At 47.8% G+C, this 26,058-nt stretch carries 23 protein-coding genes and 3 pseudogenes; 20 read left to right on the top strand and 6 right to left on the bottom strand.

Annotated elements, in window-relative coordinates; translation table 11 throughout:
* Positions 1–5 precede the first annotated feature (5 nt).
* Positions 6–758, top strand: a complete 753-nt coding sequence (locus Dpoa2040_RS04290) for an SDR family oxidoreductase (RefSeq protein WP_168640415.1) — start codon at positions 6–8, stop codon at positions 756–758.
* Positions 759–802: 44 nt separating this feature from the next.
* Here the strand turns inward: Dpoa2040_RS04290 and Dpoa2040_RS04285 are convergent, their stop codons facing one another.
* Positions 803–1,033 carry a hypothetical protein gene (locus Dpoa2040_RS04285; protein ID WP_042868318.1) on the bottom strand — a complete coding sequence of 77 codons (231 nt, stop codon included), beginning with the start codon at positions 1,031–1,033 and terminating at the stop codon, positions 803–805.
* Positions 1,034–1,309: 276 nt separating this feature from the next.
* Between Dpoa2040_RS04285 and ahpC the strand changes: the two genes are divergently transcribed.
* Together ahpC and ahpF are read left to right on the top strand one after the other, a co-directional pair.
* Entirely contained in the window at positions 1,310–1,873 is a 564-nt protein-coding gene (gene ahpC, locus Dpoa2040_RS04280; RefSeq protein WP_042868321.1) for an alkyl hydroperoxide reductase subunit C, read from the top strand.
* Positions 1,874–1,944: 71 nt separating this feature from the next.
* Positions 1,945–3,507, top strand: coding sequence for an alkyl hydroperoxide reductase subunit F (gene ahpF / locus Dpoa2040_RS04275; RefSeq protein ID WP_168640414.1), 1,563 nt, complete (start codon positions 1,945–1,947; stop codon positions 3,505–3,507).
* Between the two features lie 181 nt (positions 3,508–3,688).
* Here ahpF and Dpoa2040_RS04270 read toward each other — a convergent pair whose 3' ends face one another.
* Together Dpoa2040_RS04270 and Dpoa2040_RS04265 are read right to left on the bottom strand one after the other, a co-directional pair.
* Positions 3,689–4,516, bottom strand: coding sequence for a DUF1868 domain-containing protein (locus Dpoa2040_RS04270; RefSeq protein ID WP_168640413.1), 828 nt, complete (start codon positions 4,514–4,516; stop codon positions 3,689–3,691).
* Between the two features lie 465 nt (positions 4,517–4,981).
* The gene (locus Dpoa2040_RS04265; RefSeq protein WP_168640412.1) at positions 4,982–7,333 is read right to left on the bottom strand and encodes a heavy metal translocating P-type ATPase; all 2,352 of its coding nucleotides are present in this window, start codon (positions 7,331–7,333) and stop codon (positions 4,982–4,984) included.
* A 70-nt stretch (positions 7,334–7,403) separates the two neighbouring features.
* Here Dpoa2040_RS04265 and cadR point away from each other — a divergent pair, with 70 nt between their 5' ends.
* Positions 7,404–7,835, top strand: a complete 432-nt coding sequence (cadR, locus tag Dpoa2040_RS04260) for a Cd(II)/Pb(II)-responsive transcriptional regulator (protein ID WP_042868335.1) — start codon at positions 7,404–7,406, stop codon at positions 7,833–7,835.
* A 16-nt stretch (positions 7,836–7,851) separates the two neighbouring features.
* On the opposite strand, the pseudogene Dpoa2040_RS04255 reads toward cadR, so the two are convergent.
* A pseudogene (locus Dpoa2040_RS04255) lies at positions 7,852–8,079 on the bottom strand (substrate-binding domain-containing protein); the annotation flags it as partial.
* A gap of 462 nt (positions 8,080–8,541) precedes the next feature.
* Here Dpoa2040_RS04255 and Dpoa2040_RS04250 point away from each other — a divergent pair.
* From Dpoa2040_RS04250 to Dpoa2040_RS04190, 13 genes are all read left to right on the top strand, one after another.
* Positions 8,542–9,954 carry an undecaprenyl-phosphate glucose phosphotransferase gene (locus tag Dpoa2040_RS04250; protein WP_128569664.1) on the top strand — a complete coding sequence of 471 codons (1,413 nt, stop codon included), beginning with the start codon at positions 8,542–8,544 and terminating at the stop codon, positions 9,952–9,954.
* Positions 9,944–11,230 carry an outer membrane beta-barrel protein gene (locus Dpoa2040_RS04245; protein ID WP_168640472.1) on the top strand — a complete coding sequence of 429 codons (1,287 nt, stop codon included), beginning with the start codon at positions 9,944–9,946 and terminating at the stop codon, positions 11,228–11,230. Before Dpoa2040_RS04250 ends, Dpoa2040_RS04245 begins: the two co-directional genes overlap by 11 nt.
* A 1-nt stretch (position 11,231) precedes the next feature.
* The gene (locus tag Dpoa2040_RS04240; RefSeq protein WP_042868344.1) at positions 11,232–11,789 is read left to right on the top strand and encodes a polysaccharide biosynthesis/export family protein; all 558 of its coding nucleotides are present in this window, start codon (positions 11,232–11,234) and stop codon (positions 11,787–11,789) included.
* Between the two features lie 2 nt (positions 11,790–11,791).
* A complete protein-coding gene (locus tag Dpoa2040_RS04235) occupies positions 11,792–13,924 on the top strand; it encodes a polysaccharide biosynthesis tyrosine autokinase (protein WP_168640411.1) in 2,133 nt (710 codons plus the stop codon).
* Between the two features lie 13 nt (positions 13,925–13,937).
* The gene (locus Dpoa2040_RS04230) at positions 13,938–15,149 is read left to right on the top strand and encodes a lipopolysaccharide biosynthesis protein (protein ID WP_168640410.1); all 1,212 of its coding nucleotides are present in this window, start codon (positions 13,938–13,940) and stop codon (positions 15,147–15,149) included.
* Complete coding sequence (locus Dpoa2040_RS04225) at positions 15,146–16,525, top strand: capsular biosynthesis protein (protein WP_168640409.1); 1,380 nt, start codon at positions 15,146–15,148, stop codon at positions 16,523–16,525. Before Dpoa2040_RS04230 ends, Dpoa2040_RS04225 begins: the two co-directional genes overlap by 4 nt.
* Positions 16,522–17,511, top strand: coding sequence for a glycosyltransferase family A protein (locus Dpoa2040_RS04220; RefSeq protein ID WP_168640408.1), 990 nt, complete (start codon positions 16,522–16,524; stop codon positions 17,509–17,511). Before Dpoa2040_RS04225 ends, Dpoa2040_RS04220 begins: the two co-directional genes overlap by 4 nt.
* A 9-nt stretch (positions 17,512–17,520) precedes the next feature.
* Positions 17,521–18,732 carry a glycosyltransferase family 4 protein gene (locus Dpoa2040_RS04215; RefSeq protein WP_168640471.1) on the top strand — a complete coding sequence of 404 codons (1,212 nt, stop codon included), beginning with the start codon at positions 17,521–17,523 and terminating at the stop codon, positions 18,730–18,732.
* 1 nt (position 18,733) lies between these two features.
* Positions 18,734–19,846, top strand: a complete 1,113-nt coding sequence (locus Dpoa2040_RS04210) for a glycosyltransferase family 4 protein (protein ID WP_168640407.1) — start codon at positions 18,734–18,736, stop codon at positions 19,844–19,846.
* A gap of 18 nt (positions 19,847–19,864) precedes the next feature.
* Positions 19,865–20,272 carry a hypothetical protein gene (locus Dpoa2040_RS04205; protein ID WP_168640406.1) on the top strand — a complete coding sequence of 136 codons (408 nt, stop codon included), beginning with the start codon at positions 19,865–19,867 and terminating at the stop codon, positions 20,270–20,272.
* A 38-nt stretch (positions 20,273–20,310) separates the two neighbouring features.
* Entirely contained in the window at positions 20,311–21,705 is a 1,395-nt protein-coding gene (locus tag Dpoa2040_RS04200) for a DUF4832 domain-containing protein (RefSeq protein WP_168640405.1), read from the top strand.
* 26 nt (positions 21,706–21,731) lie between these two features.
* Entirely contained in the window at positions 21,732–22,232 is a 501-nt protein-coding gene (locus tag Dpoa2040_RS04195) for a serine acetyltransferase (protein WP_042868356.1), read from the top strand.
* A gap of 243 nt (positions 22,233–22,475) precedes the next feature.
* On the top strand, positions 22,476–23,192 hold the full coding sequence (locus Dpoa2040_RS04190; RefSeq protein WP_042873749.1) for a hypothetical protein: 717 nt from the start codon (positions 22,476–22,478) through the stop codon (positions 23,190–23,192).
* Here Dpoa2040_RS04190 and Dpoa2040_RS04185 read toward each other — a convergent pair.
* Together Dpoa2040_RS04185 and Dpoa2040_RS04180 are read right to left on the bottom strand one after the other, a co-directional pair.
* Positions 23,189–24,079, bottom strand: coding sequence for a DNA adenine methylase (locus tag Dpoa2040_RS04185; RefSeq protein WP_050569381.1), 891 nt, complete (start codon positions 24,077–24,079; stop codon positions 23,189–23,191). The two genes, Dpoa2040_RS04190 and Dpoa2040_RS04185, sit on opposite strands and share 4 nt — an antisense overlap.
* A 1-nt stretch (position 24,080) precedes the next feature.
* Positions 24,081–24,332 (bottom strand): HTH domain-containing protein, encoded by a 252-nt coding sequence (locus Dpoa2040_RS04180; protein WP_168640404.1) that lies wholly within the window; start codon positions 24,330–24,332, stop codon positions 24,081–24,083.
* 264 nt (positions 24,333–24,596) lie between these two features.
* Here Dpoa2040_RS04180 and Dpoa2040_RS04175 point away from each other — a divergent pair.
* The 3 genes and pseudogenes from Dpoa2040_RS04175 to Dpoa2040_RS18335 form a co-directional block, all read left to right on the top strand.
* A pseudogene (locus Dpoa2040_RS04175) lies at positions 24,597–24,782 on the top strand (IS630 family transposase); the annotation flags it as partial.
* 125 nt (positions 24,783–24,907) lie between these two features.
* A complete protein-coding gene (locus Dpoa2040_RS04170; RefSeq protein ID WP_168640403.1) occupies positions 24,908–25,369 on the top strand; it encodes a GNAT family N-acetyltransferase in 462 nt (153 codons plus the stop codon).
* Positions 25,370–25,486: 117 nt separating this feature from the next.
* Positions 25,487–25,834: pseudogene (locus Dpoa2040_RS18335) on the top strand (IS630 family transposase); the annotation flags it as partial.
* Positions 25,835–26,058 lie beyond the last annotated feature (224 nt).

Genomic DNA, 26,058 nt, shown 5'->3' with positions numbered 1-26,058 from the left:
CAGCGATGAAAATGACGGGCAATACGATACTGATTACTGGCGGTGGTTCGGGCATCGGGTTGGGGCTGGCGGCGGCGTTCCATCAGCGGGGTAATCAGGTCATTATCGCCGGGCGGCGTGAGGAGATCGTGCGGCAGGCCGCAGCACCTTTCCCCGGCATGGTCTGGCGAGTATTGGATCAGCGCGATCCTATGGCGATTAACGCTTTTGTCGCACAGTTGACGCAAGATTATCCGACGCTCAATGTGCTGATTAATAATGCCGGCATTCAGCGGCGTGAAGATCTAACCCAGGTGGACCCGCAACAGATTACCGATACGGTATCGACCAACCTGTTGGGTCCGCTATGGCTGACCGGCGCATTAATTCCCCATTTGCTGCGTCAGCCGCACGCGACGATAGTGAATGTGACCTCCGAACTGGCATTTTTGCCGCAGGCGATTACTCCAACCTACTGTGCCAGCAAAGCAGCGTTGCACGCTTACACCCAAGCGTTGCGCTGCCAACTGCGTCAGACATCGGTACAAGTCATCGAGATTATCCCGCCCTGGGTGCAAACCGGGTTGCAGGGCGAGCAGGGGTATGACCCGCGTGCGATGCCGTTGCCTGATTTTATTGATGAAACGCTGCTGTTGTTGTCACAGCAGCCGCAGGCGGATGAGATTGTGGTAGCACGGGCCTGCGCCTTTCGGTTTGCCGAGCGGGAAGGAACATACGCCGAGCGTTTTCGATCCTTTAATCTCGATCAGGAAGGTTAAAACAAAAGCCAACCGACAGCTTTTCTGATGGCGGCTACTGATGTTTAACGCCCAATACTTCTTAACTGGGTGCAAAACGGGCAGTTGCAACCGCTCACTGAGGTGGCATCGCAGATACCCAACGGACCTGTAGCGACATGACCGTTACTGAATGCCGTTTCCATCTGCGCCAGTTTCGCGGCGTCATTCGGGTTGACAGGCGTCAGTTTGGCCTGAAATGCCGAGGCGTTGGCCGCCGCAAATGAGAGAAAAACCAGCGACATCCTGAGTTTCATAACCGACCACCTGTAAGTTGTCAGGCAACACGTGTTGAAAAGAATAGAGTGTGGCTTGTTATAACATACCCTTTTCTGTGCTGCATCCTTCGTACTTATCCGATAATCGGACAGTTTGTAAGCGTCCATTACCGCCGGGCATGTTGTGATTGTGCTGCTGGCAAAACGTTAGGTATCGCTTATTGATTTGATAAAGACAACGCATTAGCGATGGGCATCACATTTTTGTACCTTACATTCCAAGCCAAACACAGTGGAATACATGAGGAATCAGCGATGTCCGTTATTAATACTAAAGTTAAACCGTTTAAAAACCAGGCCTTTAAAGATGGTCAGTTCGTTGAAGTGACTGAGCAGAGCATCGAAGGCAAATGGAGCGTGTTCTTCTTCTATCCGGCTGACTTTACGTTTGTCTGCCCGACTGAACTGGGCGACGTTGCGGATCACTATGACGAGTTCCAGAAAATCGGCGTCGATATCTACTCTGTATCTACCGACACCCACTTTACTCACAAAGCCTGGCACGGCAGTTCTGACACCATCGCCAAAATTAAATACGCCATGATCGGCGACCCGACCGGCGCGCTGACCCGTAACTTCGAAAACATGCGTGAAGATCAGGGCCTGGCTGACCGCGGCACCTTCATCGTTGACCCGCAGGGCATCATTCAGGCGGTGGAAATCACTGCTGAAGGTATTGGTCGTGACGCGTCCGACCTGCTGCGTAAGGTGAAAGCCGCTCAGTACGTGGCGTCTCATCCAGGTGAAGTGTGCCCGGCTAAATGGAAAGAAGGTGATGCCACGCTGGCACCGTCTCTGGACCTGGTTGGCAAAATCTAACCTCAACTCTCCCCCTGATGTTCTATCGGGTGCATAGCACCCGATTTTTACGCCAACGCCAAGGATAATCTATGCTCGACAATAACGTGCAGCTCCAGCTGAAAACCTATCTGGAAAAATTAACCAAACCGGTTGAGTTAGTGGCGACGCTGGATGACTCAGCGAAATCCGCTGAAGTTCGGGAACTACTCATTGAGGTTGCCGGGTTGTCCGACAAAGTCAGTTTCTTTGAAAATAATGACCTGCCTGTGCGTAAGCCTTCGTTCCTGGTAACCAATCCGGGGGCGGCCACCGGGCCTCGCTTCGCTGGGGCGCCGATGGGACACGAATTTACCTCGCTGGTGCTGGCGTTGCTGCAAACTGGCGGTCACCCGTCGAAAGAAGCGAAGGAATTGCTGGATCAAATCCACAGCCTGGACGGCACGTTCCACTTTGAAACCTATTATTCGCTGACCTGCCACAATTGTCCGGACGTGGTGCAGGCGCTGAATTTAATGTCCATCCTGAACCCGAACATTACCCATACTGCCATTGATGGCGGTGTGTTTCAGGATGAGATCAAGGATCGCAATATCATGGGCGTCCCCACGGTATTTCTGAACGGCGAGCATTTCAGCCAGGGGCGCATGAGTCTGGCTGAGATCGTCGGTAAAATTGACACCGGCGCCAACGCCCGTGTGGTCGATAAGCTCAACAGCCGTCCGGTGTATGACGTGCTGATCGTCGGCAGCGGCCCGGCGGGTGCGGCGGCGGCTGTATACGCGGCTCGTAAAGGTATTCGCACCGGCCTGATGGGCGAGCGCTTTGGTGGTCAGATTCTGGATACCGTCGATATCGAAAACTACATTTCGGTGCCGAAGACCGAAGGCGCCAAACTGGCGACCGCGCTGAAAACCCATGTAGATGACTACGATGTTGATGTTATCGATTTACAGAGCGCGCAAAGATTGATTCCGGCTTCTGAACCGGGTCAGCCGCACCAGATTGAAACCGCCTCCGGCGCCGTGCTGAAATCCCGTAGCATCATCATTGCTACCGGTGCGCGCTGGCGCAACATGAACGTGCCGGGTGAAGAGCAGTACCGTACCCGTGGCGTGACCTATTGTCCGCATTGCGATGGTCCGCTGTTTAAAGGCAAGCATGTGGCGGTGATCGGCGGCGGTAACTCCGGCGTGGAGGCGGCTATCGACCTGGCGGGCGTGGTGAAACACGTCACCCTGCTGGAGTTCGCGCCAGAACTGAAAGCGGATTCCGTGCTGCAGAGCAAACTGCGCAGCCTGCCGAACGTGGACGTGATTGTGAATGCCCAGACCACGGAAGTGTTGGGTGATGGACAGAAGGTCACCGGCCTGCAGTATAAGGATCGTGTCACTGACAGCGTTCATAAGCTGGCGCTGGAAGGGATTTTTGTACAAATCGGCCTGTTGCCGAATACCAACTGGCTGGAAGGAACGGTTGAGCGCAATCGCATCGGTGAAATTGAGATCGATGTCCGTTGTGAAACCAGCGTGAAAGGTGTGTTTGCGGCGGGGGACTGCACTACCGTACCTTACAAGCAGATTATCATCGCCACTGGCGAAGGGGCCAAAGCCTCTCTGAGCGCGTTTGATCATCTGATCAGAACCCAGGGGTAATCAGATTCCGGCCTGAATCCTGTTCCATCTTGTTGCCTGGCCACCCACTTTCGGGCTGTTATCCCTCATATCACTAAACTGACCCAGCCCCTTCAGCCTGTCTGAAGGGGTTTTTTTTATGCGCCAAACCCAGGGGTATTATTGCCGTGTTGCGACATGGACACCGTGACTCTCACGCTCGTCAGGCCGTTGGCACGGTGCTGGCAGGCTGGCCGACCTTCAACTGGGTATCGAACGCGAATATATCATTGAAAACGCAGAATTCCGGCACGCCCAGTTCCAGTACCGGCACCTGTTGTTGCAGGTAACGCAGGCACGCCTGTTGGGTTTTCAGGTACGCTTGCGATTCCTCTTCCGTCATCCAGCGCACCAGATACCCCAACGTCACGTGAAAACCATAGGTATCGTGGTCCGGTGCACGGATCTCCAGCCGCTCAGATAACTGATCCCGCAGGGTACGCAATTTGCGCTCCTCGTTGTTATCTGCGGGGGTCAGGCGCAGTATGGCGCCAGAATCCAGCTGGGCGTTGAAGTTGGTGATACGCATTTTAAACGGTAACGTGGCTTGCAAGTCGAACCCTGCCAGTTTGCGAGCCAGATGATCGGAACAGGCCTGCATCGGAGCATCGGTGGGTAGGTCAACCGGCCAAAACGGTAACCTGCGTTTGGTTTCGTTCACGCCTTCAAACACGGTCATGTGATAGCTGGAAGGTGGGGTGAAGGCCAGACAGTGGCTGAAGTCCTGCTGTTTTAGCGTATCGCGTACCGTCATAAACGCATTCGAGGCGTCGGAATCCAGCGGGATGTGAGAAATAATGGTGTTGCCGGGAAAGCGGCTGACGCTGCCATCGGGATCGAATTTGCCGCCAATGTCGTGTGGTGTGGGCACCAGAGAATCCGCTGGACGCATGGTGCTGAACATGTCGTCGGCTCTGGCGCTGGCAAATAACGACATACCATAAGCGAGCAACGGCAGTTGCAGGACGAAGCGGCGGCGTAACGGGTTCATGACTCCTCCAGGTGGTGTAGATTGAGGGATGCGCAGTTTGTCTAGGTTAGGCGTACTTTAATGACGGGTAAATTTCATGTTGTCATGGAGTTGTAAGTGAATCTTAATTTTTGCCGGGTCTGACATATCGTCGGCGCGGGTGCTGCGCCCTCGGTTTGAAGCACCAGCGGTGGCAGAAAAGCCGGAACAGGTGTGCCGATGGGACTGGCTTGCCGCCGGTTGCTGAACTGTTGATGAAGTGAGTAATCACTACTCTGATGGCGCGCTTTATAGCAAGCGCCAACTGGCAACTGAGAGACGCCTGCTACCAGTTGGTCACCTGATGCGATGAAGGAAAGGATGTTAGTGAGTGCTTATATACTTTTGCGAATATTTATTGCAAATAGCCTGTTGTAGACACTGTGCCGATAAGGCGCGCAGCGACGCGTTTCCCGTCGGCCCGATGCGTGTTTATGCCGGTGGATGCTATGCCGCTTGATGCTGCTGGCGGGCGTTAACTGGCGTCTGGCGCAGCAGTCGCAGACCATTGCCTACCACCAGCAAGCTGGCGCCGACATCAGCGAACACCGCCATCCACATGGTGCCCATGCCCAGCAGCGTGAGCGTCAGGAACAAAGCTTTGATGCCGAGTGCCAACACGATATTCTGGATTAATAGGGTACGTGTGGCTTTAGAAATGCGCACAAATTCTGGAATTTTGCGCAAGTCGTCGTTCATCAGCGCCACATCGGCGGTTTCAATGGCGCTGTCGGTCCCCATTGCGCCCATAGCGAAACCGATATCCGCGCGCGCCAGCGCCGGGGTGTCGTTGATACCGTCTCCCACCATGCCGATCACGCCCTGTGCCGACAGCCGTTCAATCTGTGAGAGTTTGTCTTCCGGCAACAAGTTGCCGCGCGCTTCATCAATGCCCACATCACGGGCGATAGCTTGCGCCACGTACTGGTTGTCGCCGGTAAGCATCAGGGTTTTAATGCCGGCCTGATGCAGCGCGTTGATAGCCTCCTGACTGGAGGGTTTCACCGTATCGGCCACCGTCATCAACGCTAAAATTTGCCGCTCGTCGCCCAGAATGATCACGGTGTTGCCAGCCTGCTCCAGTGCGGTCAGTCGCCCGGTAATCCCCGTGGCGGTATCGCCCAGCCACTGTTGAGCCAGTCGCTGGTTGCCGAGAAAATAGCGCTGCCCTTGCAGAGTGCCGATGACGCCTTGTCCGGCGACGGCGCTGAAGTTATCGACATCAAGCAATGGCGTACTGATTTCCTGCGCTGCTTTTGCTACTGCCTGCGATACCGGGTGGTCAGAGCGGCTGGCCAGACTGGCAGCCAGTTGCTGACAGCGGGCGGCGTCAACGTCAGCGAGCGTCTCAAAGCCGGTCTGCACCGGTTTACCGTGGGTCAGGGTGCCGGTTTTGTCCAGCGCCAGCCAGGAAAGCGCGTGGCCTTTTTCCAGAAATACCCCGCCTTTGATCAGAATGCCGCGCCGCGCCGCCGCCGCCAGCCCGCTGACGATGGTGACCGGGGTAGAAATCACCAGTGCGCACGGGCAGGCTATTACCAACAGCACCAGCGCCTTGTAGGTCCACTCCTGCCAGTTTCCGCCGGTAAACAGCGGCGGCAGTACTGCCACTAATACTGCGCCCAGAAACACCAGCGGGGTGTAAACGCGGGCGAACTGATCGACGAACCGCTGCGTTGGCGCTTTGGTGCCCTGTGCCTGCTCCACCGCGTGAATAATCCGCGCCAGCGTGGTGTTAGCCGCCGCCGCTGTCACCCGATATTCAAACGAGCCGCTTTCATTGATAGTGCCGGCAAATACGCTGTCGCCGACACGTTTATCCACCGGCAGGCTTTCTCCGGTAATCGGCGCCTGATTGACAGCGGAGTGGCCGCTGGTGATGTTGCCATCCAACGCAATACGCTCGCCGGGACGTATCCGTACGGTGCTGCCCGGCGCGACGGTGTTAGCTTCCATGTCGCGCCAACTGCCATCTGGCTGTTGCACTGTGGCGGTATCCGGGGCCAGATTCATCAACCCGGCAATGGCATTGCGGGCGCGGTCCAGCGAACGCGCCTCAATGTGTTCGGCAAGGGTAAACAACACCATCACCATCGCTGCTTCCGGCCACTGTTGCAGGAACAGCGCACCGGTCACCGCGATGCTCATCAGCGCATTGATGTTCAGATTGCCGGTACGCAGGGCAATCCAGCCTTTGCGATAGGTGGTCAGTCCACTGGCGGCGACGGCGAGAATCGCCAGTACCGCAGCCCACCATTCGGGCAAACCGCTCCACTCTACTGCTTCCGCCGCTCCGGCAGCGACCACCGCCAGACCCAGCGGCCACCAGGTTTTTTTCGGCTCCGGCGGCAAGGCAGCGCGGTCATCACCGGTGCGAACTTCAGGTTCGAACCCTAACGTGCGGATGGCGGCCAGCACCTTGTCCAATGCATCGTAACGGTGGGTAACCGTCATCACCCGTTGCATCAGATTGAATTCCAGCTTGCTGATTTCCGGCAAGGTGCCGAGTTTTTTTCGCAGCATCGTTTCTTCGGTCGGGCAGTCCATCTGCATAATGCGTATCGGCGTGCGCTGCTGGTCGCCGATACGTTCCGCACCTTCCAGCGTAGTGGTTGGCTCGGTCGGTGCCGCATTGTCGCAACAGTGATGAGCGCATGTTTGCCCACGTTGTTGGGTATTGTTAGCGGTGTGAGGCGTCTGGCGCGTCTGCTGATGTGGCCGGAACAGGGCCTTACCCGGTTTTTCCAGCGTGACTGGCTGGAATTGACGGTGAGAAGTAGATGAATGTTTCTCTGACATGGTTGATTCCTGTTCTGGGTTTTGTTGTAGTAAAAACCCTGTAGCAACTATAGGGTCAAGGGGGAATTACATGAAAATTGGCGATCTGGCGAAAGCGACCAACACCACACCGGAAACCATTCGTTTTTATGAGAAGAAAGGGCTGTTGCCCGAACCGGAACGTACCGAAGGGAACTATCGCCACTACCATCAGTTTCATGTTGATCGGTTGCGGTTTATCCGTAACTGCCGCTCATTGGACATGAACCACGATGAAATCCGCGCGCTGGTTGCGCTCAGTGAGCAACCTGCTGCCAGTTGCGAGGGGGTGAATATCCTGTTGAATGAGCATCTGGGGCATGTGGAAGCGCGTATTGCGGAGCTACAGCAACTGAAAGTGCAACTGATGCACATTAGCCAACGCTGTCAGGTGACGCAGACTGTGGACGACTGCGGCATTCTGCATGGTTTGTCTGCGTTGGAGATTGAAGACAGCGGCACCGGCCATACGCACTTGGGGTAAGCGCTTACCCACCCGATTACGCCGATTCTCGCTCGATGAGCTGAAAGCCGATATCGATAATTGCATCGCTGTGGGGATGGCCGGCGATGTTGTCTGCCAGTAAGGTAGCGGCCCGGCGGCCCATCTCCCGCCTGTCGATGCCGACAGTGGTGATAGAGGGACGATTGCTGGCGGCAAAATCCAAATCGCCGAACCCCATCACCGCCAGATCCTGAGGAACACGCAGGCCACGGCTTTCCGCTTCCTACGCTGAGTGAGCAGGCTCGCAAGTGGACGCAACTGAGCTATGAATTTGGCAAGTAGCCGGGTAGTGTCTTGTCTGGTACGGCTATTGATAACCGTTGACGTGCTGCTACCAGCCAAAGTAACTGAGGCGACCAACGTACGATCCACATTCTTTCAATTTTCTGGCCTGATTATCTTGCGAGCTAATCAGGCTAAATATTATACACATTACCAATAATCACAAATATTGATCTCAATAAGCATTAGCATAATATTTAATTATTAAAAAATAATTAAAATAAAAAAGAAATAGTGTGATCATTTATATAAATGAATTAATAGGTGCTATTGTCTATTTTGGTGTTTTCTGACGCCGTATTGTTATGATTTTTCTGGTCGCTATTTTAAATTTTTTTTGTGTGATATATTATCGTGACCGGAGAGGTGCGAATAATAAAAATTTAATGGACTATGATTAAACGTGTCTAGCAATCAGATAAAAATTTCCTATGGAAATGACTTTTCCATTATTAAATTGATGGATTTCTTATCAATCAATGTGACATTAATCGTCAGTGCCAAGATATTCTTGATGGGCATAGGCGCTTTTGATGATGTCATTATGATTAGCCTGCTATTCTCTACCTCTTTTCTACTTGTTGGGGAATATACGGGCTTATATCAGAATCGGCTTAAAAATATGCAGTTTCGTGGACAGAGAACGCTGTGGGTGTCCGCATTGCTATCTGTCATATTTGTTGAGGTGGTCAGGACATATGCCGGTACATTGTACTCGCTAGGGCTGTTGCACCAACTCGATAACATATATTTTCCTTCTACATTTTACTGGTACACCCTTTCTTTATGCGTTCTCTATCTGATGCGTTTAATTACGTTCAAATGCATGGCTAAAAAACGGATTCGGGTGGCGATTGTAGGATTAACCCCTGGCGGGTTAGCAGCGGAAAAAGCCTTGCTCAAAGAGTACGCTAATATGCAGTTAGAGTTGGCTTTCTACGATGATCGCAATCCATCCCGCTTTGGCTACCTGATAAAAAGTGAATTTAAAGGCAAGGTGAGTGCGCTGGTTGAGGAAGCTAAAGCTGGCCGGGTAGATGAAATTTATATTGCACTGCCGATGATTGCGTTGAAACGCATTCGCTATTTTCTGTCGATGATGTCTGATACTACAGTTGATACTTATATTATTCCTGATCTTTATTCTTATAGTTCATACGTATCACAGCTTCGTTCCATTAATAATATTCAAACCATCAGTATTTTTAGATCGCCGTTTGACGGTCTTGGCTCAGTAATTAAGCGTGCGGAGGATTTGATCATTGGCGGAATTATTACGCTGATGATTTCGCCGTTGCTATTAGTGATTGCTATCGGCATCAAGCTGACGTCGCCTGGGCCGGTGTTATTCAAGCAGGATCGCTACGGCCTGAGTGGCAACAAAATCAAAGTGTGGAAATTTCGCTCGATGCACGTGATGGAGAATAGCGATGTTGTGAAGCAGGCAACGAAAAACGATCCGCGCGTTACACGCTTTGGCGCTTTTTTACGCCGGACCTCGCTAGATGAATTGCCTCAGTTTTTCAATGTATTACAAGGTACAATGTCAATTATTGGTCCCCGGCCCCACGCGGTTGTGCATAATGAACAGTATCGGCAACTGGTCGAAAATTACATGATTCGCCATAAAGTGAAGCCGGGAATATCAGGGCTGGCGCAGGTTAATGGTTATCGTGGTGAGGTGGATACCCTCGATAAAATGGAAAAACGGGTTTACTACGATATTGCCTACATTCAAAGCTGGTCCCTCTGGCTGGATATCAAGATTATCTTTAGAACCATTTTCAAAGGCTTTATCGGTGAAAATGCGTACTAAATTGATCATTGCTGCGGGAATGGTAATACCTCACCCTTCCTGGGCGGAACTGGTACCTAAATCGCATATCGGTATTGCGGGTATTGATTTTCAAAGCCAGCTTGGTCTGGATTATGGGCATGAGAGTAACGTGACCAATCAGGCTTATCATCAAGACGTGATAGGATCTGATTTTCAAAGCCTCAAGCCAACGCTTAAAGCTATTGGTCAACGTGATCAGGACCGCTATTTACTGATGTATTCTGGGGATTATCGTCATTACGGCAGCGCCCCGGCGGATAATTATACCGATCATCTGTTGCGATTTAATGGCGCATGGCGCTATGGGCAAAGGCATGGGATAGCGCTTATTCTTGATGATTCCCTTGGCCATGAAGCGCGTGGGAGTGGTATTACCGAAGGATTTCGGCCTCAACAGTTGCGCGAATTTGGTATTCATTCACCGTTGAGTAACACGCTTTTCAATAGCGAATTACGTTACAGCTATGGTACACCGGGTGGGCGAGGTAAAGCCGACGTTGCTGTGTTGTTTAAAAAACTGCGTTTAGGCCATACCGGTGATATCAGAAATACCGATATTGATTTTTATAACTATATCCTTGGGCAGGAATGGCATGAGAACGGTTTGGTAGCAGAACTCACTGACCAATACTCCCAGGCAACGCGCTTTAACTACCGCTTTACTAATAATCAGCGGCGTTATGAAATCGATGCTAAAAAAGACAACAACGACTATTACCTGGAATACGGCGTCAAATCGCAGCTTACAGGCAAAACCCGTATTGATGCGAACGTATCCTGGTTATACAAAACCTTTGATAATAACCCGAATGCCAGGGATTTCAGTGGCGTCAACTGGAACATTCAGGGTGAGTGGAAGCCGGTTAAACAGTCTGCTTTTATCGCTCATACGGCACAGCGCATCAAAGATCCGACAGAAGTCGGTGGCTATATCATGGTGTCTGAATATGGTATCTCTTATCAGCATGTTTGGCTGGTTGGGAAATTCTCTACCACGTTCGATTATTCGTACCTGACAGATGATTACAAGAATTATCTGGATGATCGTAAAGACAGGAACAGGGTATTCACATTCGCTATGAACTATAGCGTCAGGCCATCTATTAACGTTGAAATTAAGTACCAACTAAACACGCTCCGTTCTAATAAAAATACTGATTCTTTCTTTATTGGCCCTGATGGTAATCGCCAGGTCATCAGAACGCTGGGCCACGATAACTCTCTGATTATGTTTACAACTAAGGTACAGATCTAACGTGAGAATAATAAAGCTGTGCATTTTTCTGTGCCTGAGCGCATTGCTGGCCGGATGTACCCTGTCAAGTCCGCAGCAGATGGACAAACCTGACAGCGAGGACACCGGTTATCAGTTAGATGAAGGCGACGCCGTCAATATTCTGGTATACGGCGAGCCTGAGATGACAATGAAATTCATGTTGGATAAAAGTGGCGCGATTACTTTTCCCTATATCGGTCAACTGGTGTTGAAAGGAAAAACGCCGGGGCAGGTGAGCGAAGAATTGACTCATCGCCTGCGTGGTGACTATCTGCAAAATCCGATGGTGACGGTCAGCATCGCCGAATTCCGGAAGTTCTATATCACGGGTGAAGTTCACAAGCCGAATGGGTATGGCTACGAGCCGGGGTTGACCGTTGAAAAAGCGCTGGCGTTGGCCGGTGGATTTACTGATCGTGCAGACCGCAAAGATATTGCTATTCGTCTGTCGAAGAGCAATCAACTGATTGAAAATGTTGATGTAAGACACACAGTTCATCCCGGTGATACCGTGATTGTTGGTATGAGTTTTTTCTGAACATGAGTCTATCTATTGTGGAAAACGGCAAAAAGCTGGAAAGCACCATCGACTTTTCCCGGTTTGCCCAAGAACTCAAAAAAAACGGCTGGAAGATAGCCCTGTCTGGCTTGGTTGCTGCGGCAGTGGCATACCCGCTGATTAACATGATCACGCCTAAATATGTTTCGACGGCCACGGTGCTGATTAAAGCGCAACAAGATAATGTTTCACCCTTGCCGCAGGTCGATGGCTACGATTCCACCCGCAGTGGCTATTACGAAACGCAGTATGCGTTGATGCAGTCGCGTATTGTGCTTGAACAAGCGGTACGGGACATCAAATTGTACCAAAATTCAGCGATTAACGGTGATTCTGACAAAAATGCGGATAACCAGGCTGATGAGCAACAACAGGTTGATCGTGCGCTGAAAGCGATGGTGCCAAACCTGACGATTAACGGTGTTCGCACCACGCATCTCGCCACTATCTCATATGAATCGGCATCGCCGGCGCTTTCGGCTGAAATCGCTAACGGGGTTGCGCAAGCATTCATTAATTATACGGCGAGACAAAAGCACCTTAAGACGTTAAAAGCCAGAGAATTGAACCAAAAACAGATGGAAGAGGTGTGGCAGCAAGTTGTAGCGCAGCAGGCCGCTATCGATCAGTTTCTAAAGAGAGAAGGATTGCTCACGTTCCGTGGTGTGGATGGTTTTGAAACGGAACAGTTGGGTATCGTCACCACGAAGCTGGCGGATGCTACCCAGCGTCGCATCACCGCAGAAACGAACTATAACAGCGTACGTTTGAATGCAGGAAAATCGCTGGAAAACATCATTTCGCTGCCCGATATTTCTAATCATGCTCAGATTCAGGATTTGCGCATTGCTCTGACGCAGGCCCGACGTTCTTTATATGATTTACGCAAACGCTATGGGCTGAAACATACCAAGATTTTGGAAGCGGAAGCCCAGGTTCAGGCGATTGAGGAACAGACCCGCACCGTGTTACTCGAACTGGAAACGGGGCTGAGTAAGCAGTATCAAGCGGCGCTGAGGGATGAAAAATACTATCAGCAACTGTTGGATCAACAAAAAGCGGCCTTCCAGACGCTGGCGTCTAAACGTGATGAATACAACAACCTGACGACGGCGTTGGAGAAAACGAAAGAACTCTATAAGGCGCTCTATCAACGCACCAAAGAGCAGACGCTTGCCGGCAACTACTTAGAACCGGATGCGGTGTTGTATGACCCTGCGGTGCCGACTGACAAGCCGTCGAAACCGAATAAAGCGATGCTGCTGGTGATGGCTGTCATGCTGACCCTGATTTTCTCGGTGGTTTATTTCATCGTGAGAGCCGCGCTGGATAATTCAATCAACAGCATCAGCCAGATGAAAAAACGCCTTAATGTGGAGCCAGTGGGTGAAATTCGCCGTTTTACCAATGGGTTGAGACGAACACAGGTGGTGCGCTTGATAACCGAGTCACCGCTGGATGTGGATATTGTCCACAGCATCAGAACCCATATTTTGTTGTCGCATCCATCCTGCCAAACCATTGCCATCAGTTCGACGGAAGCCGGTGAAGGGCGATCACTGCTGGCGCATTTGCTGGCGACATCCTTCAGTGCGGACCAAAAAACGCTGCTTATCGATCTGGATTTCTTTAACAACGCCGGGTTGACGCAAGATTTGGCGCAACCTTCTGCGATTGGCATGGCAGAAATACTGCAAGACCAATCCATTATGGATGCCGCTCTGGTGACGGTCAGTGAAAATTTAAGCTTCCTGCCGCGTGGTAATGCACAGATGTCTTCTTTGCTGATGCTGTCATCCGAACAGGTCGCAACGTTGATGGCGGAACTGAGAACACGTTATCAGCGAATAATTATTGACGTGGCTGCTGTGAATCAAACTCAGGATATTCAACTGATTAATCGGGTGACCGATGGGCTGATTTTTGTATTGAAAGCCGGTGCGTGGCGTGCTGGCGATGTGTTGAGTGCCATTGAGAAAGTGAAACATCACCACGCGGTGCTGATTGGCGCGGTAATAAATCAGGTGGCTGATAACGACCTTGAAACCAAAGAGGGAATACGTTCCCTGAGCCATCACATGAATGCGCTCATCAACCGCACAGGTCATCTATGAGTTTAGTGAAAATATGAGTTTACTGAAAAGTGTTTCTACCATTGCGAGTTCCTCGGTGCTTTCACAACTGATTGGCGCGTTGTCTATCTGGCTGATTTCTCATAAATATGATATGGCCGAGGTGGGGATTTACGCGCTGAACTACAGCATCGTGCTGGTGGGGGCACAGGTCTGTACCTTTGCATCGCAACTGCTGATCCCAAAACAGCAAGACAGTGAGTTGGCGCAAAACGTGGTGTTCAGTACGCTGCAAAGTCTGATTACTGCGGTGCCTTACGCCGTACTGACCGCATGGTTGTTCCAGCAAAACGTATTCTTTCTCTACCTGCTCACGCTTTCCTATGCGCTGGTATTGATAGCCGAGAATTTATCGCTGCGCGCGGGCAACTATCGTTTTCTGGCTTTTCAGCGCCTGTCTGTTTCGACGGTGGTGGTATTGTCGGTTGTGTTCACCTCACATAGCTCCGCCTTTTATTGGGCCTGGGCTTGCACCATGATGGCGCTGATTAGCGGCTGCATCTTGTATTCATTTAATATTCACACCATTACGTTTAGGCATTTTAGTCCGCAGCGTAATACGGCATTCTTTACTCAGCATTTTCACCACCTTACCCGCGTTGGCAGTGCGGAAGTGCTGGCGATGGTAAATAATAATTTGCCGATTATGCTGATTAATTTTTGGTTCTCTTCGTTGACCGCGGGTTATTTTTCGGTGGTAAGCCGTTTTTGTCTGTCGCCGGTTGTGATCATCGGCAATGCGGTGCGTAACTCTATTTTTTCGTCATGGTCCGCCGATTTTAGAAATAAGCGATTTAACTATGATGAATTCAAAAAGGTTCGTCGGGTATTACTGGTAGCGGGCGTCATCTGCACATTAGGTGTGTTTGTGTGTTATCCGTTGGTGATGAATCTTTTTTTCAGCGAGGAGTGGATCAATTCCATTCCTACGTCTCGCTATATGTTACCTTACTTATTCCCGGCGCTGGCAGTATGTCCGTTGACGGTGATTGAATTAATATTTGGATCTCATCGCTATTTTCTGCGTATTCAGCTGGAGCAATTAAGTATTGTATTAATCGCTTTTGTGATGGTGCCTTATTTTTATCATCATTATGCTACATCAATGATTCTTTTTTCGGTATTGACGCTGGTGCGCTACGCGTTCATTTATATAAAAGTGAATAAGCGTGCTAATGCGCTGAAAAGCATGATGACTGAATCATGAATTTAAATACCGGACATTATCTGCAGGCATATGTCTTTATTACGTTGGTGTTTTGTGGGCTGACGCAATATTTCACCGGTTTGCTGGCGGTGCTGTGGTTACCCTTTTTTATGGTTCTGATCATGTCAGCGCTGCTCATCATGCAAACCCGTTACGATGGATTGCATTTAGATACCCAGGAACTGATGGTTATCACGCTTTATCTCTCTTTTATGGCGATGGCGTTGGTGTCTACGCTATTGCAGGGGGGAATAACCGTCACCATTGTCGGTTTTAAAAACGAGATTGCGTTATCGCTGATTATGTTTTGCCTGTTGCTGGGATTTTGCCGGGAATCACAAATTTATCGCGTGACCTGTAGCTTGTATTGGGTGTTCTACGCGCAATTTCCTGTCGTGTTTTATCAGGTGTTATTCGTTTTACCAAAGCGGGTAGCCTTGCGTGGCGAAGATGAAAAATGGGATTCCGTGGTCGGTACTTTTGGCGGCGATCCCATGGGCGGCGGGAATACTGCAGCGATGGGGTTGTTCTGTCTGCTGATTATGCTGCTAAAAGTGTCGGAGTTTAAACATGGTTTGACGTCCTTTAAATCCACGGCATTACATATCATTTTGGGATTTAGCCTCTGTATCCTGGGAGAAGTGAAGTTCGTTATCCTGATTTCACCGTTATTACTGGCCTGTGTTTGGATGATGCCGGGTTATATTAAGGGATTGAGTAATGTCAACCTGAAAGCGATTTTACTGATTTTGATCGGCATGGCGTTACTGATTACCGTGGCGATTACGATTTTGGCTTCTGGTTACTCCTCGGCGTTTGGCAGCGATCCGACAAAAAGCGCCGCTAGCGTATTTCTGGATTCGTTAAGTTATATTTTCGATACCAATTATATTATGGAATCAGGTGAGCTGGGGCGTTTTACTACCCTATTTTTCTGGTTGAAGAATCACGATATGTGGGGACCTTCCGGTACTTTATTCGGTTATGGATTAAATGCAACCAATAGTGGTAGTGCCGTTTCTCCGGGGTTTTTAAATATTATCTATAACCTGATTATTGATTCGACTTCATTAAGTGTGTTGCTATGGGAAGTGGGTGTGGTAGGAACACTATTTTTTATTGGATTAACTGTTTATATATTAATTATTGCACATCCAAAGCCAGTGCTGGAGCGTAATGAGTTAGACCGGCAAGATTTGCAATTGCTGAGTTTTTCTCCGGCATTTAATGTGTTTGCAATTGGCTGTCTGTTGAGTCTGCCTTATAGTCAGATTCTGATGATTATTCCCATGTTGCAATTCCTATTTTATTTATCACTAGGCTCAAGTCTGGTGATACGCCATTCTGTCCACCGCTATACGGGAAAGACTGTATGAGTGATAAATCTTTTATTTCAGTGAGTATTAAAACGTTCAATGAGGCGGAATGTATCGAGAAAACTATCGATAGTATTCGTCGCCATATTGCCGATTACCCTCATAAAATTATTGTTGCCGATAGCTTGTCAACCGACAACACTCAGCAGCTTGCCAGCGCCAAAGGCGTAACCGTGGTGTCGCTGACGGAACCGTCTGAACGCTGTTGTGGCGTGGGGCACCAGCTTGGCTATCTGTACAGCCAGGGGGATTATCTCCTGCTAATGGATGGCGATATGATGCTGGAAGACGGTTTTATTGAGCAGGGGATTGCATTTTTGGCGGCACATCCAGAGTACGCCGGCGTGGCTGGAACGGTAGAAATGGATGATGCAGCAAATTATGAATTTAAATCGCGCAAGCAACGCATTCATAAAATATATCCGCTGGGCGATTGTAGCCATCTTGGGGGCGGGGGGTTATACCGCCGTTCGGCCATTGAAAAAATAGGCTATCTCACCCACCGCAGCCTGCATGGTTATGAAGAGGCTGAATTAGGCATTCGTCTGCACGCTGCCGGATATAAATTACATCGCTTGAGTGTGCCTTATTTTCGTCACACCTCGTACACCATGCCAACATTTAAAATGCTGCAATATCGTTGGACAACGGGTTTTCTTTGGGCGCCGGGCGAGTTGTTGCGCAGCGCATGGGGCACCCCCCATTTCCGCGAGGCATTAAAAATTGTTAAAAACGAGGCGATTTTTGCGGTGTATCTGTTGGCGCTGCTGCTGGGATTATTGACGTTTAGCGCCAGTGTGATTGGCATAACGTTATTGCCGTTACTAATTTTTGTGGCATTAAAAACGGTTAAGAACCGCTCACTATTGAATGGATTGCAAAGTGTGATGAACCTGACGGTATTTTCGGCTGGGTTGGTAAAGGGGTTAAGCAGAACAATGCGCGACCCTATGACTCCGCCAGACAGCAAGGTTATTCATGAATAGGCTGGGATGATGAAAGTTTTATTAGTCAATAAATTTTTCTATATCAAGGGTGGCGCAGAAACGGTTTATTTTCAGGAAAGTGAAATGCTGAAAGCAGCCGGTGTTGAGGTTATCGCTTTCTCCATGCAACATGAAAATAATTTCCCGTCAGATTACGCGCCCTATTTTGTCAATAATGTGGATTACCACCAGCACAGTGGCGTGGTAGCGGCGGTAAAAACCGCGGTTAACTTTATTCATAATGCGCAAGCCTGCAAAAAGTTGTTGGCGCTATTGCGCAAAGAAAAACCGGATATTGTCCATTTCCATAATATCTACCACCAGCTTACGCCGTCGTTGATTAATGTCGCACGGAAGTTTGGTTGTAAAACCGTGTTAACGGCTCATGACTACAAAATTATCTGCCCTTCATACACCATGCTGCGTGATGGCAAGGTTTGCGATGCTTGTTTAACCGGTTCGGTCTTTAACGCGGTTAAATACCGTTGTCAGCAGGGTTCTGCATCAAAAAGCCTGCTGCTTTCGCTAGAGGCGGCCTGGCAGAATATTGCCCAAAATTATCAGGCGCTGGATGTGATTATTTCACCCAGCGAATTTTTACGCAGCCAACTCATTCGTAAACTGCCGCATTCTCGTATCGATGTCATTGTGAACGGGATTGATGACAGCCAGCCGTTAGAGGACATTGAAGACGAAGGTTATTTTCTGTTTATTGGCCGCCTGAGTCGGGAAAAAGGCGTTGCTACTCTGGCCCGCGCACATCAGCAAATGCGGAATAAAATCCCGTTAAAAATAGCGGGTAGCGGACCGCTGTATGACGATCTGGTCGCACAATTTCCGAATGCGGAATTCCTGGGTTATAAACAACAGGGCGAAGAGCTTAATACGCTGATTAGAAAGGCTCGTGCGGTGGTGGTTCCTTCCGAATATTATGAGAACTGCTCAATGTCGGTACTGGAGTCTATGGCGTTCGCCAAACCGGTGGTGGGTGGTCGTATTGGCGGTATTCCCGAACAAATCCGCGATAATATCGATGGCATTTTATTCGAGCCGGGTAATGTCCAGGCGCTGGCCGATGTGCTTGATGACCTGGCGGTGAATCCACAAAAAGCCAGAGAAATGGGATTGAACGCGCGTCAGCGTCTTAGCGAAAAATATTCATTGCATACACACACAGCATCTTTATTAGCGCTTTATCAGGAAATAATAAGCGAAAAATAATATGACAACTAAGATTACCGTCTTGGGTACACGTGGTATTCCAAACGTGTCTGGCGGTGTGGAAACACATTGCCAAAATTTATACCCAACTATAAAACAGCACTTTGATGTAGATATTTGTGTTCTGGCACGCTCACCCTATGTCAATTATAAAGAATCACAGTATCGCGGAGTGATGACCCGTGCGTTATTAGCGCCGAAAAAACGGTCATTAGAGGCAATCGTCCATTCTGTTCTCGCTGCATTTGCGACCTGTTTTGATAAGTCCACTGTGGTGCATGTTCACGCTATTGGCCCCGGCCTGGTGGTGCCGCTGTTACGTTTATTGGGTAAAAAAGTGGTTTTTACTCATCATGGACCGGATTATGAACGTCAGAAATGGGGATTTCTGGCTAAAAAAGTGCTGTTGCTGGGTGAAAAGGTTGCAGTGAAATATGCCAATGAAGTGATTGTGATCTCCGAAGTCATTAACGAGATGATCAAAAGAAAATATGGCCGGGATGATGCGCATCTTATTTATAACGGTGTGAACCTATCTCAGCAATTGACACCTGAAGTGATTAATCAAACGCTGTCGCGTTTTTCCCTTCAGCCGCAAAACTATGTGGTTGCAGTAGGCCGTTTCGTGGAAGAAAAAGGTCTGCACGACCTTATCGCCGCCTATAAGCAATCAGGCATCCAGATGCCGCTGGTTTTGGTTGGCGATGCTGATCACCCGACTGCATATAGCGAACGGTTAAAACAGTTAGCCCATGAAACCCCCAATGTGATCCTGACCGGATTTTTAATGGGGCACGAACTACAAACTGTCTTTTCACAAGCTAAACTATTTGTAATGCCCTCATATCATGAAGGGTTACCTATTGCGTTGCTGGAGGCAATGTCGTTCTCATTGCCTGCCGTGGTCAGTAATATTCCAGCCAATCTGGAGGTGAAATTAGCATCAGACGCGTATTTCAATGTAGGAGACGTGGCAGATTTATCTGAAAAAATCGCACAGCGTTCTAAATCGTTATCTGTTGATTACTCTGAATATTTACAACGGTATAATTGGCAAAAAATCGCGCAACAAACGATGGCCGTTTACACCTCAGTAAATAAATTATCGAGTTAATACATCAATAGGTTAATAGTGAACGAATCTAATAAACGCCCGTTAGTCATTGAACGCTTCTATGAAGCGCTTGATGACAAAACCGACACAGAACTGACATTGGAACAACGACTGGCTGTTGAGCAGGCAGTGTTGTCTGTCACGGCATCGTCAATGCATTGGATCGATGTGCGTAAAAGTTTTCCTTTTTTGAACCGGCGCTATTACTTCGTTTTTTTGTTCGGTCTGGACCACCGTAAGCGTCCACGTAAAGAATCGACGCTATTTCGCATTCTGCTGACGGCGTTGATCCTGTTTCTTGGGTTGTTCTGCACGCTTGCGACGTTATTAACGCTATATATGATTAAGTCTGCCTTGGGTATTGACATTTTCCCACATTTCCACTTAGGGATTTGGGATTGGTGGCTCAGCCTGAAGGATCACTGACCTCCGGTTTCTGCTGATGTGGAAATAAGGAGTCATAAATGAACTTTAAAGTTATTGCGTTAGGAGGTTTGTTATTTTCGGCGTTGGGGATGGCTGGCGAATCTATGACGACCGTCACTCCCAGAGGGCTAAATGGTCCGTTAACCAATCCGGGCAATGGCGTTGCCAGCTTTAATAAAGGTAATGGCATCACATTATCGCTGGCTGATTATCCTGATACCGGTATTGAATATGATCGCTTTTACTGGAGCGAACTGGAGCCGGCAGAAGGGCAATATAACTTTCAGCTTGTGGATGCCGTTTTCGATCTGGCTCGCCAGCATCAGCCTGCGATGGCGGTAGGGCTGCGTTTTATGGCTCTGGATGAGCCTGCCAGTGGCTCAAAAATTCCTGATTGGTTGATCCAAAAAGGCATCAAAGGGGAGTGGACGCCGGATAAAAAAACGTTTGTACCGGATTGGACCGACCCGGTGTTTATCAAATACAGCCAGCGTTTGCTTAACGCTTTTGGTAAGCGTTATGACGGTAATTTAAACCTGGCTTATATCGATATTGGCTTGATAGGTTCATGGGGCGAGTGGCACAACAGCAATTTTCCCTCGATTAAGCCGCTACTGGAGCGCTATACCTCAGCCCAACTGGATACATACGTCAACATGTATGTTACGGCGTTTCCCAACAGCCCAAAAATTATGTTAATTAACGGTGGCGATACGCTGGCAAGTGCAGCGAAACAAGGCGCGGGATGGCGTGCAGATTGCTGGGGAGACTGGCATAACTTTTCAGCAACATGGAGTCACATGCAAGATTATTATCCTCAACAGCTACAGAATGCTGGAGTCCTTTATCCAAATTTTAGTTCTGTGTGGCAACGTGCGCCGGTGAGTCTGGAAATCTGTGGTTATATGTCGGAGTGGCAGAGCGTTCAGCATTATACGCGTGAGCAAGTGCAGGCGACATTTGACTGGGCGCTGGCACAACATGCCAGTACCATTAATTTGAAATCGCGCATCGTACCCGCTGCATATCGGGATATTGTGGATAACGCGTTGACTAAGCTTGGCTACCGTTTCCGCCTGGCTTCTTTAACCCATGAGTCTGAATTGGCGAAAGGGCAGAGCCTGACATTAAACAGCCAGTGGTTTAATGACGGTGTAGCACCCATTTATCTGAAATATGATTTGGCTTATCGTGTAGCGAATGATGCTAATAACGTGATGATTATGGGTAAAACGACGGAGAATATCCGTGCCTGGCTGCCGGGGCAGCATTTGTTCATTTATCAACTGGCAATGCCGGAAGCGCTGCCAGCCGGGCAGTATAATATCGATGTGGCGATGCTGGATGCGAAAGGGGTATCACGAATTAATCTTGCCAACGAAGGCAAACAGGCTGATGGTTGGTATCGGGTTTCCACAGTAACGGTGCGCTGAGCGCGGAATAAAGAATAGATATTCATATGCTGAAAAATATTGGCCATGTATGGCGTGAAGTTAAAGCAGCGGGCAGTGTTAAAGCTAAACTGGTAATATTGTTGTTTCGCCTTGCTACCCTCTACCAGTCATCAAATGCGCTGCTGAAAATTATCAGCATTCCTTTTGTGATTCTGAATAAAGTTATTAATGAGTGGGTGTTCTGTGTGGAAATTCCACACAGAACCCAAATTGGTTTTGGGCTGAAAATATATCACCCTCACTGCATTGTGGTGAATTATGACGTAATCATTGGGGACAACTGTACGTTACGGCAGGGCGTGACCATTGGCAGTGTGATAAACCGTGATGGTCAGGTCACGAAAAGCCCGGTATTGGGTAACCAGGTGGAGCTTGGCGCCAATGCCATTCTGCTTGGCGATATTACGTTAGGTGATAACGTAAAAGTGGGGGCCGGAACGGTGGTCACCAAGAGTCTTGCTGCGAATAAAGTGGTCGTGGGGTATGGGGTCAGGGAGTTGAATTAAATGCGTGCAGGCGCTGTGTGCGTGTAGTCCCCCCAGAATTTAGTCTTACCGCGTAATAGAGTTCTCTGGTTAAAAAGCATCCTAATGCAGTTAACCGTGAACTTTTACATGTTGAAAATTAAACCTAAACCATACTCAAGGAATTGATAATAAATGAAAAACAATCAAGCCAGCATTATGATTGATGTCAGTATCAAAACATGGTTATCATGATGCTATTTTTTGATGCTGAGATTATGGATTGTGGAAAAAGAGCTTGAAGATTATTTAAGGGATGTCTTGAAAGTTTGCAGTTCTCGGGCGATTTTTGTAATAAATCATATCGTTCAATATGGATCAATAAACTCTGAACAAATTAGAAATGCTGGTTTTGTTCATGGAGCTCGCGCCGTTGGTGATGTAAGAGACAACGGAGTTCCACTAATAACTAGAAACATTAAGAGTTCTGACAATAGAACAATAGCCGAATATATATTTGGTCCCGCTTCAGATATTAAAAAACACAAATTCGGCGGTAGAATAAACTTTCCTCACTCTTTAAAAGGTAAACTTATAGAGCGTGATGGCCTATTCTGTTCAATATCCAAACAGCCTCTTCCCGCTTATGAATTACAAATCGATCACAGAGTTCCATATTATATCTCTGGGGATATTGCAGGAGAGCGCAACTCTGAAGATTTCATGCTTCTATCAAAATCTATGCAGAGATCCAAATCCTGGGACTGTGAGCATTGTGAAAATCTGAAAAATTATTTTGATCTAAATATTTGCAAGACTTGTTACTGGGCTACCCCAGAAAATTATACACACGTTGCGATGCGCACCCAGAGAAGTATAAATCTGACCTGGGAAGGTAAAGAAGTTAAAGATTTTGATAGCCTATACAAGGAGAGCGTTAACATTGGCTGCTCTCCTCAGGAATTGATAAAAGCTATAATTCACAAGCGCTATAATGGTTAGGCGAACATTTTAAGCTGAACGTTTCCCCTGGTAAATTCACCCCGTTCAACCAGAGCGGGAGATAGATATAGAGACTCAATAGTCACATCATCTCTTCCCAGAAGGGTGGCCTGACTCGATCTGCCAGCATGAATGCCTGTTTTTGTCAGGCCTAACTCTGCTGGCAGTTCATTACCATAGGTCCTATCTCCACAAGTCCCATCAAATGATAGTAGATAAGGAATACCGCGCTGATTAAGGTCACTAAGCCCTTCGATTAAACGCTCCAAATCTAATAAATATGCATACCTAGGATCTTTTTTATTGCTTGTTCCTTGCCAAGGTGGATCCATATAAACAACATCTTCAGGAGTTACATCTTTGAGTATTTCCATGAAGTCACCTGAGCGAAATTCAACTTTTCCAGATAATAACCTCGATACTCTATCAGCTTCCCTTTTCACACGATCAGGCTTCGTTCCTAGTCTCCGATTATCTGGAGATTGATTAAACTCGCCTTGAACATTGAATCTAATAGCATTTTTTACACAACGTGCGACTAAATAAAGAAACTTAACTGGATCGTTATCAATATTGAACTGATTTCTGGTTTTAGAAAAAAAATCTTTTGGATCATAAAGTTGGGCATTCCAAAGTCTATGGTACTCATCCGCAACCTTATCGGGAGAATCAATGATAGCCTTCCACAGGTCAATTAGTGGTTTATATTTATCACCTATAACATAACCCCTTGCTATTTCCTGACTCGCAGCAGATAAGGTGATTGCAGCCGAACCAGAAAAAGGTTCAAAAAGTCTTCCTTCAACCTTAAATTCAATATTACTTAATATTTCATTTGCTATTTTTCTTTTACTTCCTTGGTAAGGAATTATATGAGGAACACTCATTTTAAATGGCCTCTTTATTTACTGAGTAATACTGTGTTCCACCACGTTTATTTACTATGAATATTGGTGTTTGACCATTTTCTTTTCTTCTTTTTTCACGCCTATAAATTATCGAGTAAAGCGATTTTTCCGGAGTTTTTCCAGCCAGACTAGTATTATTGATAGCATTTATTGCATTAACTATCTCTCTCAGATTTAGAGGCTGCACAGCAGACTCTAACACTTGGAGCATAAGTTGTTCATTACGACTCACATTTCTGTCCCAAGGCATATATCAAGCACTTTTTATGGCTATTAATAATAATATCATAGCATGCAATGGCATGCTAGGTCTACAGCTTACATAGTGGCTCTGACAACTAAATAGCTGCGCCAAATAGTAGATCACTTGGAGGTAACTCAGTCTGAATTGTGCGTTGCTGGTACAACTTGTGAAACACTTACCCTGTGATTTCGGTTACCAGTGTCAGCAACACTGATATAAGACCGCAAAGCGGTCATTAAGCGGTGTTGTTGACACCAGCGCTCCCGCTGGAGCACTGAGCTGCTGACAATAAAAATCAATGAGATAACAGGATGCCAGTTCCATGCCGGTATAATCCGTCGCTGGTTGCCTGCGGCGGGGCTGGTATGGTGACGGGCCGTACCGACACTGTATATCTGTGACCCGCACCAGGCAGAAAAAATGGCGGCTATCCATAAAGTTTATTACGCTTTGTTATTAAATCCTCAGAAAGACAAATTATTTATATTCCCGCTATCGGTCAAAAATTTTAATGCTGTATAACCTACTATTATCTTAGCGACTAATTTAATAAAGAGGTGTTAATGAGTATTGAAATTAAAATAATCAACCAACCGGCTGACGATAAGCAGGTTATGGAGTTAATACAACTTTTAAATGATTCTCTTTCGAATATCAGCGGTAGTGATGGTTCAAAACGCGCAGCGTTGTCCAATTTTTCTCAGGAGGGCGCTTTATTTTTGTTGGTTTTGAATAAGGGTAAGGCTGTAGCTTGTGGTGGGTTTCGGCCATTAATGGCGCATGTGTGTGAAATTAAAAGAATGTTTTCATTAGAAAAAAATAAGGGATTTGGTCGAATGGTCCTTCAGGCTCTGGAAACGGCTGCATTTGATTATGGTTACCTTTCTGTCTGCCTTGAGACTCGGAAGGTAAATGAGGCTGCGGTGCGGTTTTATTTGGCAAATGGTTATCATGTTATTGATAATTATGGTATTTACAAGGGGCGGGAAGAAGCGATTTGTTTTGAAAAGAAACTATTAGGCTAAATGGCTTCTCAAATAAATAGCTTCTCAAATTAGTCGATCACTTAAATGGAACTGCGGATTTGGGTTGAGCGATCTGATCAATCGCCAAAAATCATACATCACCAACTGAACTAAGCGATGCCGATCATAGCTGCTATCCCCGGTGAAGAGCGACAACTAATGCGTAAAGCAGCCCAGCAACGCGTGATAAAAATCATGCCAGACGGCTGCCGTACTGATGCTGCAGTGAGGAATGACCGTCACCGAGGTCGCCAACATGCTATACGCTACCCGTTCTTCCGTTGAAAGAGGGATAAATTAGTTTACTTTACAGGGCATTGAAGGGCTAAAAGCCTCAGATCAGCACGTGCTCCACTGTGGCTGGCCGCCGATATTATTCAGGCGTTGCCGCTGCTGATCGTCAACAGGCTTTTTGATATAACGCGTCACCGCGCTACCTTGCATTGGTATCTGAAACAGGCAGATACATGTGATCATTACTGGTCAGGTAAGCCAATTTATGAATGCCGATTTGTCGTTACCCGGTAATAAGTATGGGCTGGTTAAAGTGGAGCGGTAATATGATGCGTTAATTAATGTATAAGAAAGTCATATCAATTAAAATATGACTGTTGTCAGATGTGAATTAAATCATTTTTCCAGATTTTATTTCTTTATATTGTAATCTTGCATGATTAAATTTTGAAATT

Source organism: Dickeya sp. CFBP 2040 (assembly GCF_012273755.1).
Lineage (GTDB): Bacteria > Pseudomonadota > Gammaproteobacteria > Enterobacterales > Enterobacteriaceae > Dickeya > Dickeya poaceiphila.
The sequence above is the reverse complement of the archived record's forward strand: the minus strand, read 5'-3'. Positions and strand labels throughout refer to the sequence as shown.

Excerpts from the sequence above, each read along its gene's own strand:
- Dpoa2040_RS04290 (WP_168640415.1), top strand. The coding sequence starts at position 6 with ATGAAAATGACGGGCAATACGATACTGATTACTGGCGGTGGTTCGGGC.
- Dpoa2040_RS04285 (WP_042868318.1), bottom strand. The coding sequence starts at position 1,033 with ATGAAACTCAGGATGTCGCTGGTTTTTCTCTCATTTGCGGCGGCCAAC.
- ahpC (WP_042868321.1), top strand. The coding sequence starts at position 1,310 with ATGTCCGTTATTAATACTAAAGTTAAACCGTTTAAAAACCAGGCCTTT.
- ahpF (WP_168640414.1), top strand. The coding sequence starts at position 1,945 with ATGCTCGACAATAACGTGCAGCTCCAGCTGAAAACCTATCTGGAAAAA.
- Dpoa2040_RS04270 (WP_168640413.1), bottom strand. The coding sequence starts at position 4,516 with ATGAACCCGTTACGCCGCCGCTTCGTCCTGCAACTGCCGTTGCTCGCT.
- Dpoa2040_RS04265 (WP_168640412.1), bottom strand. The coding sequence starts at position 7,333 with ATGTCAGAGAAACATTCATCTACTTCTCACCGTCAATTCCAGCCAGTC.
- cadR (WP_042868335.1), top strand. The coding sequence starts at position 7,404 with ATGAAAATTGGCGATCTGGCGAAAGCGACCAACACCACACCGGAAACC.
- Dpoa2040_RS04245 (WP_168640472.1), top strand. The coding sequence starts at position 9,944 with ATGCGTACTAAATTGATCATTGCTGCGGGAATGGTAATACCTCACCCT.
- Dpoa2040_RS04235 (WP_168640411.1), top strand. The coding sequence starts at position 11,792 with ATGAGTCTATCTATTGTGGAAAACGGCAAAAAGCTGGAAAGCACCATC.
- Dpoa2040_RS04230 (WP_168640410.1), top strand. The coding sequence starts at position 13,938 with ATGAGTTTACTGAAAAGTGTTTCTACCATTGCGAGTTCCTCGGTGCTT.
- Dpoa2040_RS04225 (WP_168640409.1), top strand. The coding sequence starts at position 15,146 with ATGAATTTAAATACCGGACATTATCTGCAGGCATATGTCTTTATTACG.
- Dpoa2040_RS04220 (WP_168640408.1), top strand. The coding sequence starts at position 16,522 with ATGAGTGATAAATCTTTTATTTCAGTGAGTATTAAAACGTTCAATGAG.
- Dpoa2040_RS04215 (WP_168640471.1), top strand. The coding sequence starts at position 17,521 with ATGAAAGTTTTATTAGTCAATAAATTTTTCTATATCAAGGGTGGCGCA.
- Dpoa2040_RS04210 (WP_168640407.1), top strand. The coding sequence starts at position 18,734 with ATGACAACTAAGATTACCGTCTTGGGTACACGTGGTATTCCAAACGTG.
- Dpoa2040_RS04200 (WP_168640405.1), top strand. The coding sequence starts at position 20,311 with ATGAACTTTAAAGTTATTGCGTTAGGAGGTTTGTTATTTTCGGCGTTG.
- Dpoa2040_RS04195 (WP_042868356.1), top strand. The coding sequence starts at position 21,732 with ATGCTGAAAAATATTGGCCATGTATGGCGTGAAGTTAAAGCAGCGGGC.
- Dpoa2040_RS04185 (WP_050569381.1), bottom strand. The coding sequence starts at position 24,079 with ATGAGTGTTCCTCATATAATTCCTTACCAAGGAAGTAAAAGAAAAATA.
- Dpoa2040_RS04170 (WP_168640403.1), top strand. The coding sequence starts at position 24,908 with ATGAGTATTGAAATTAAAATAATCAACCAACCGGCTGACGATAAGCAG.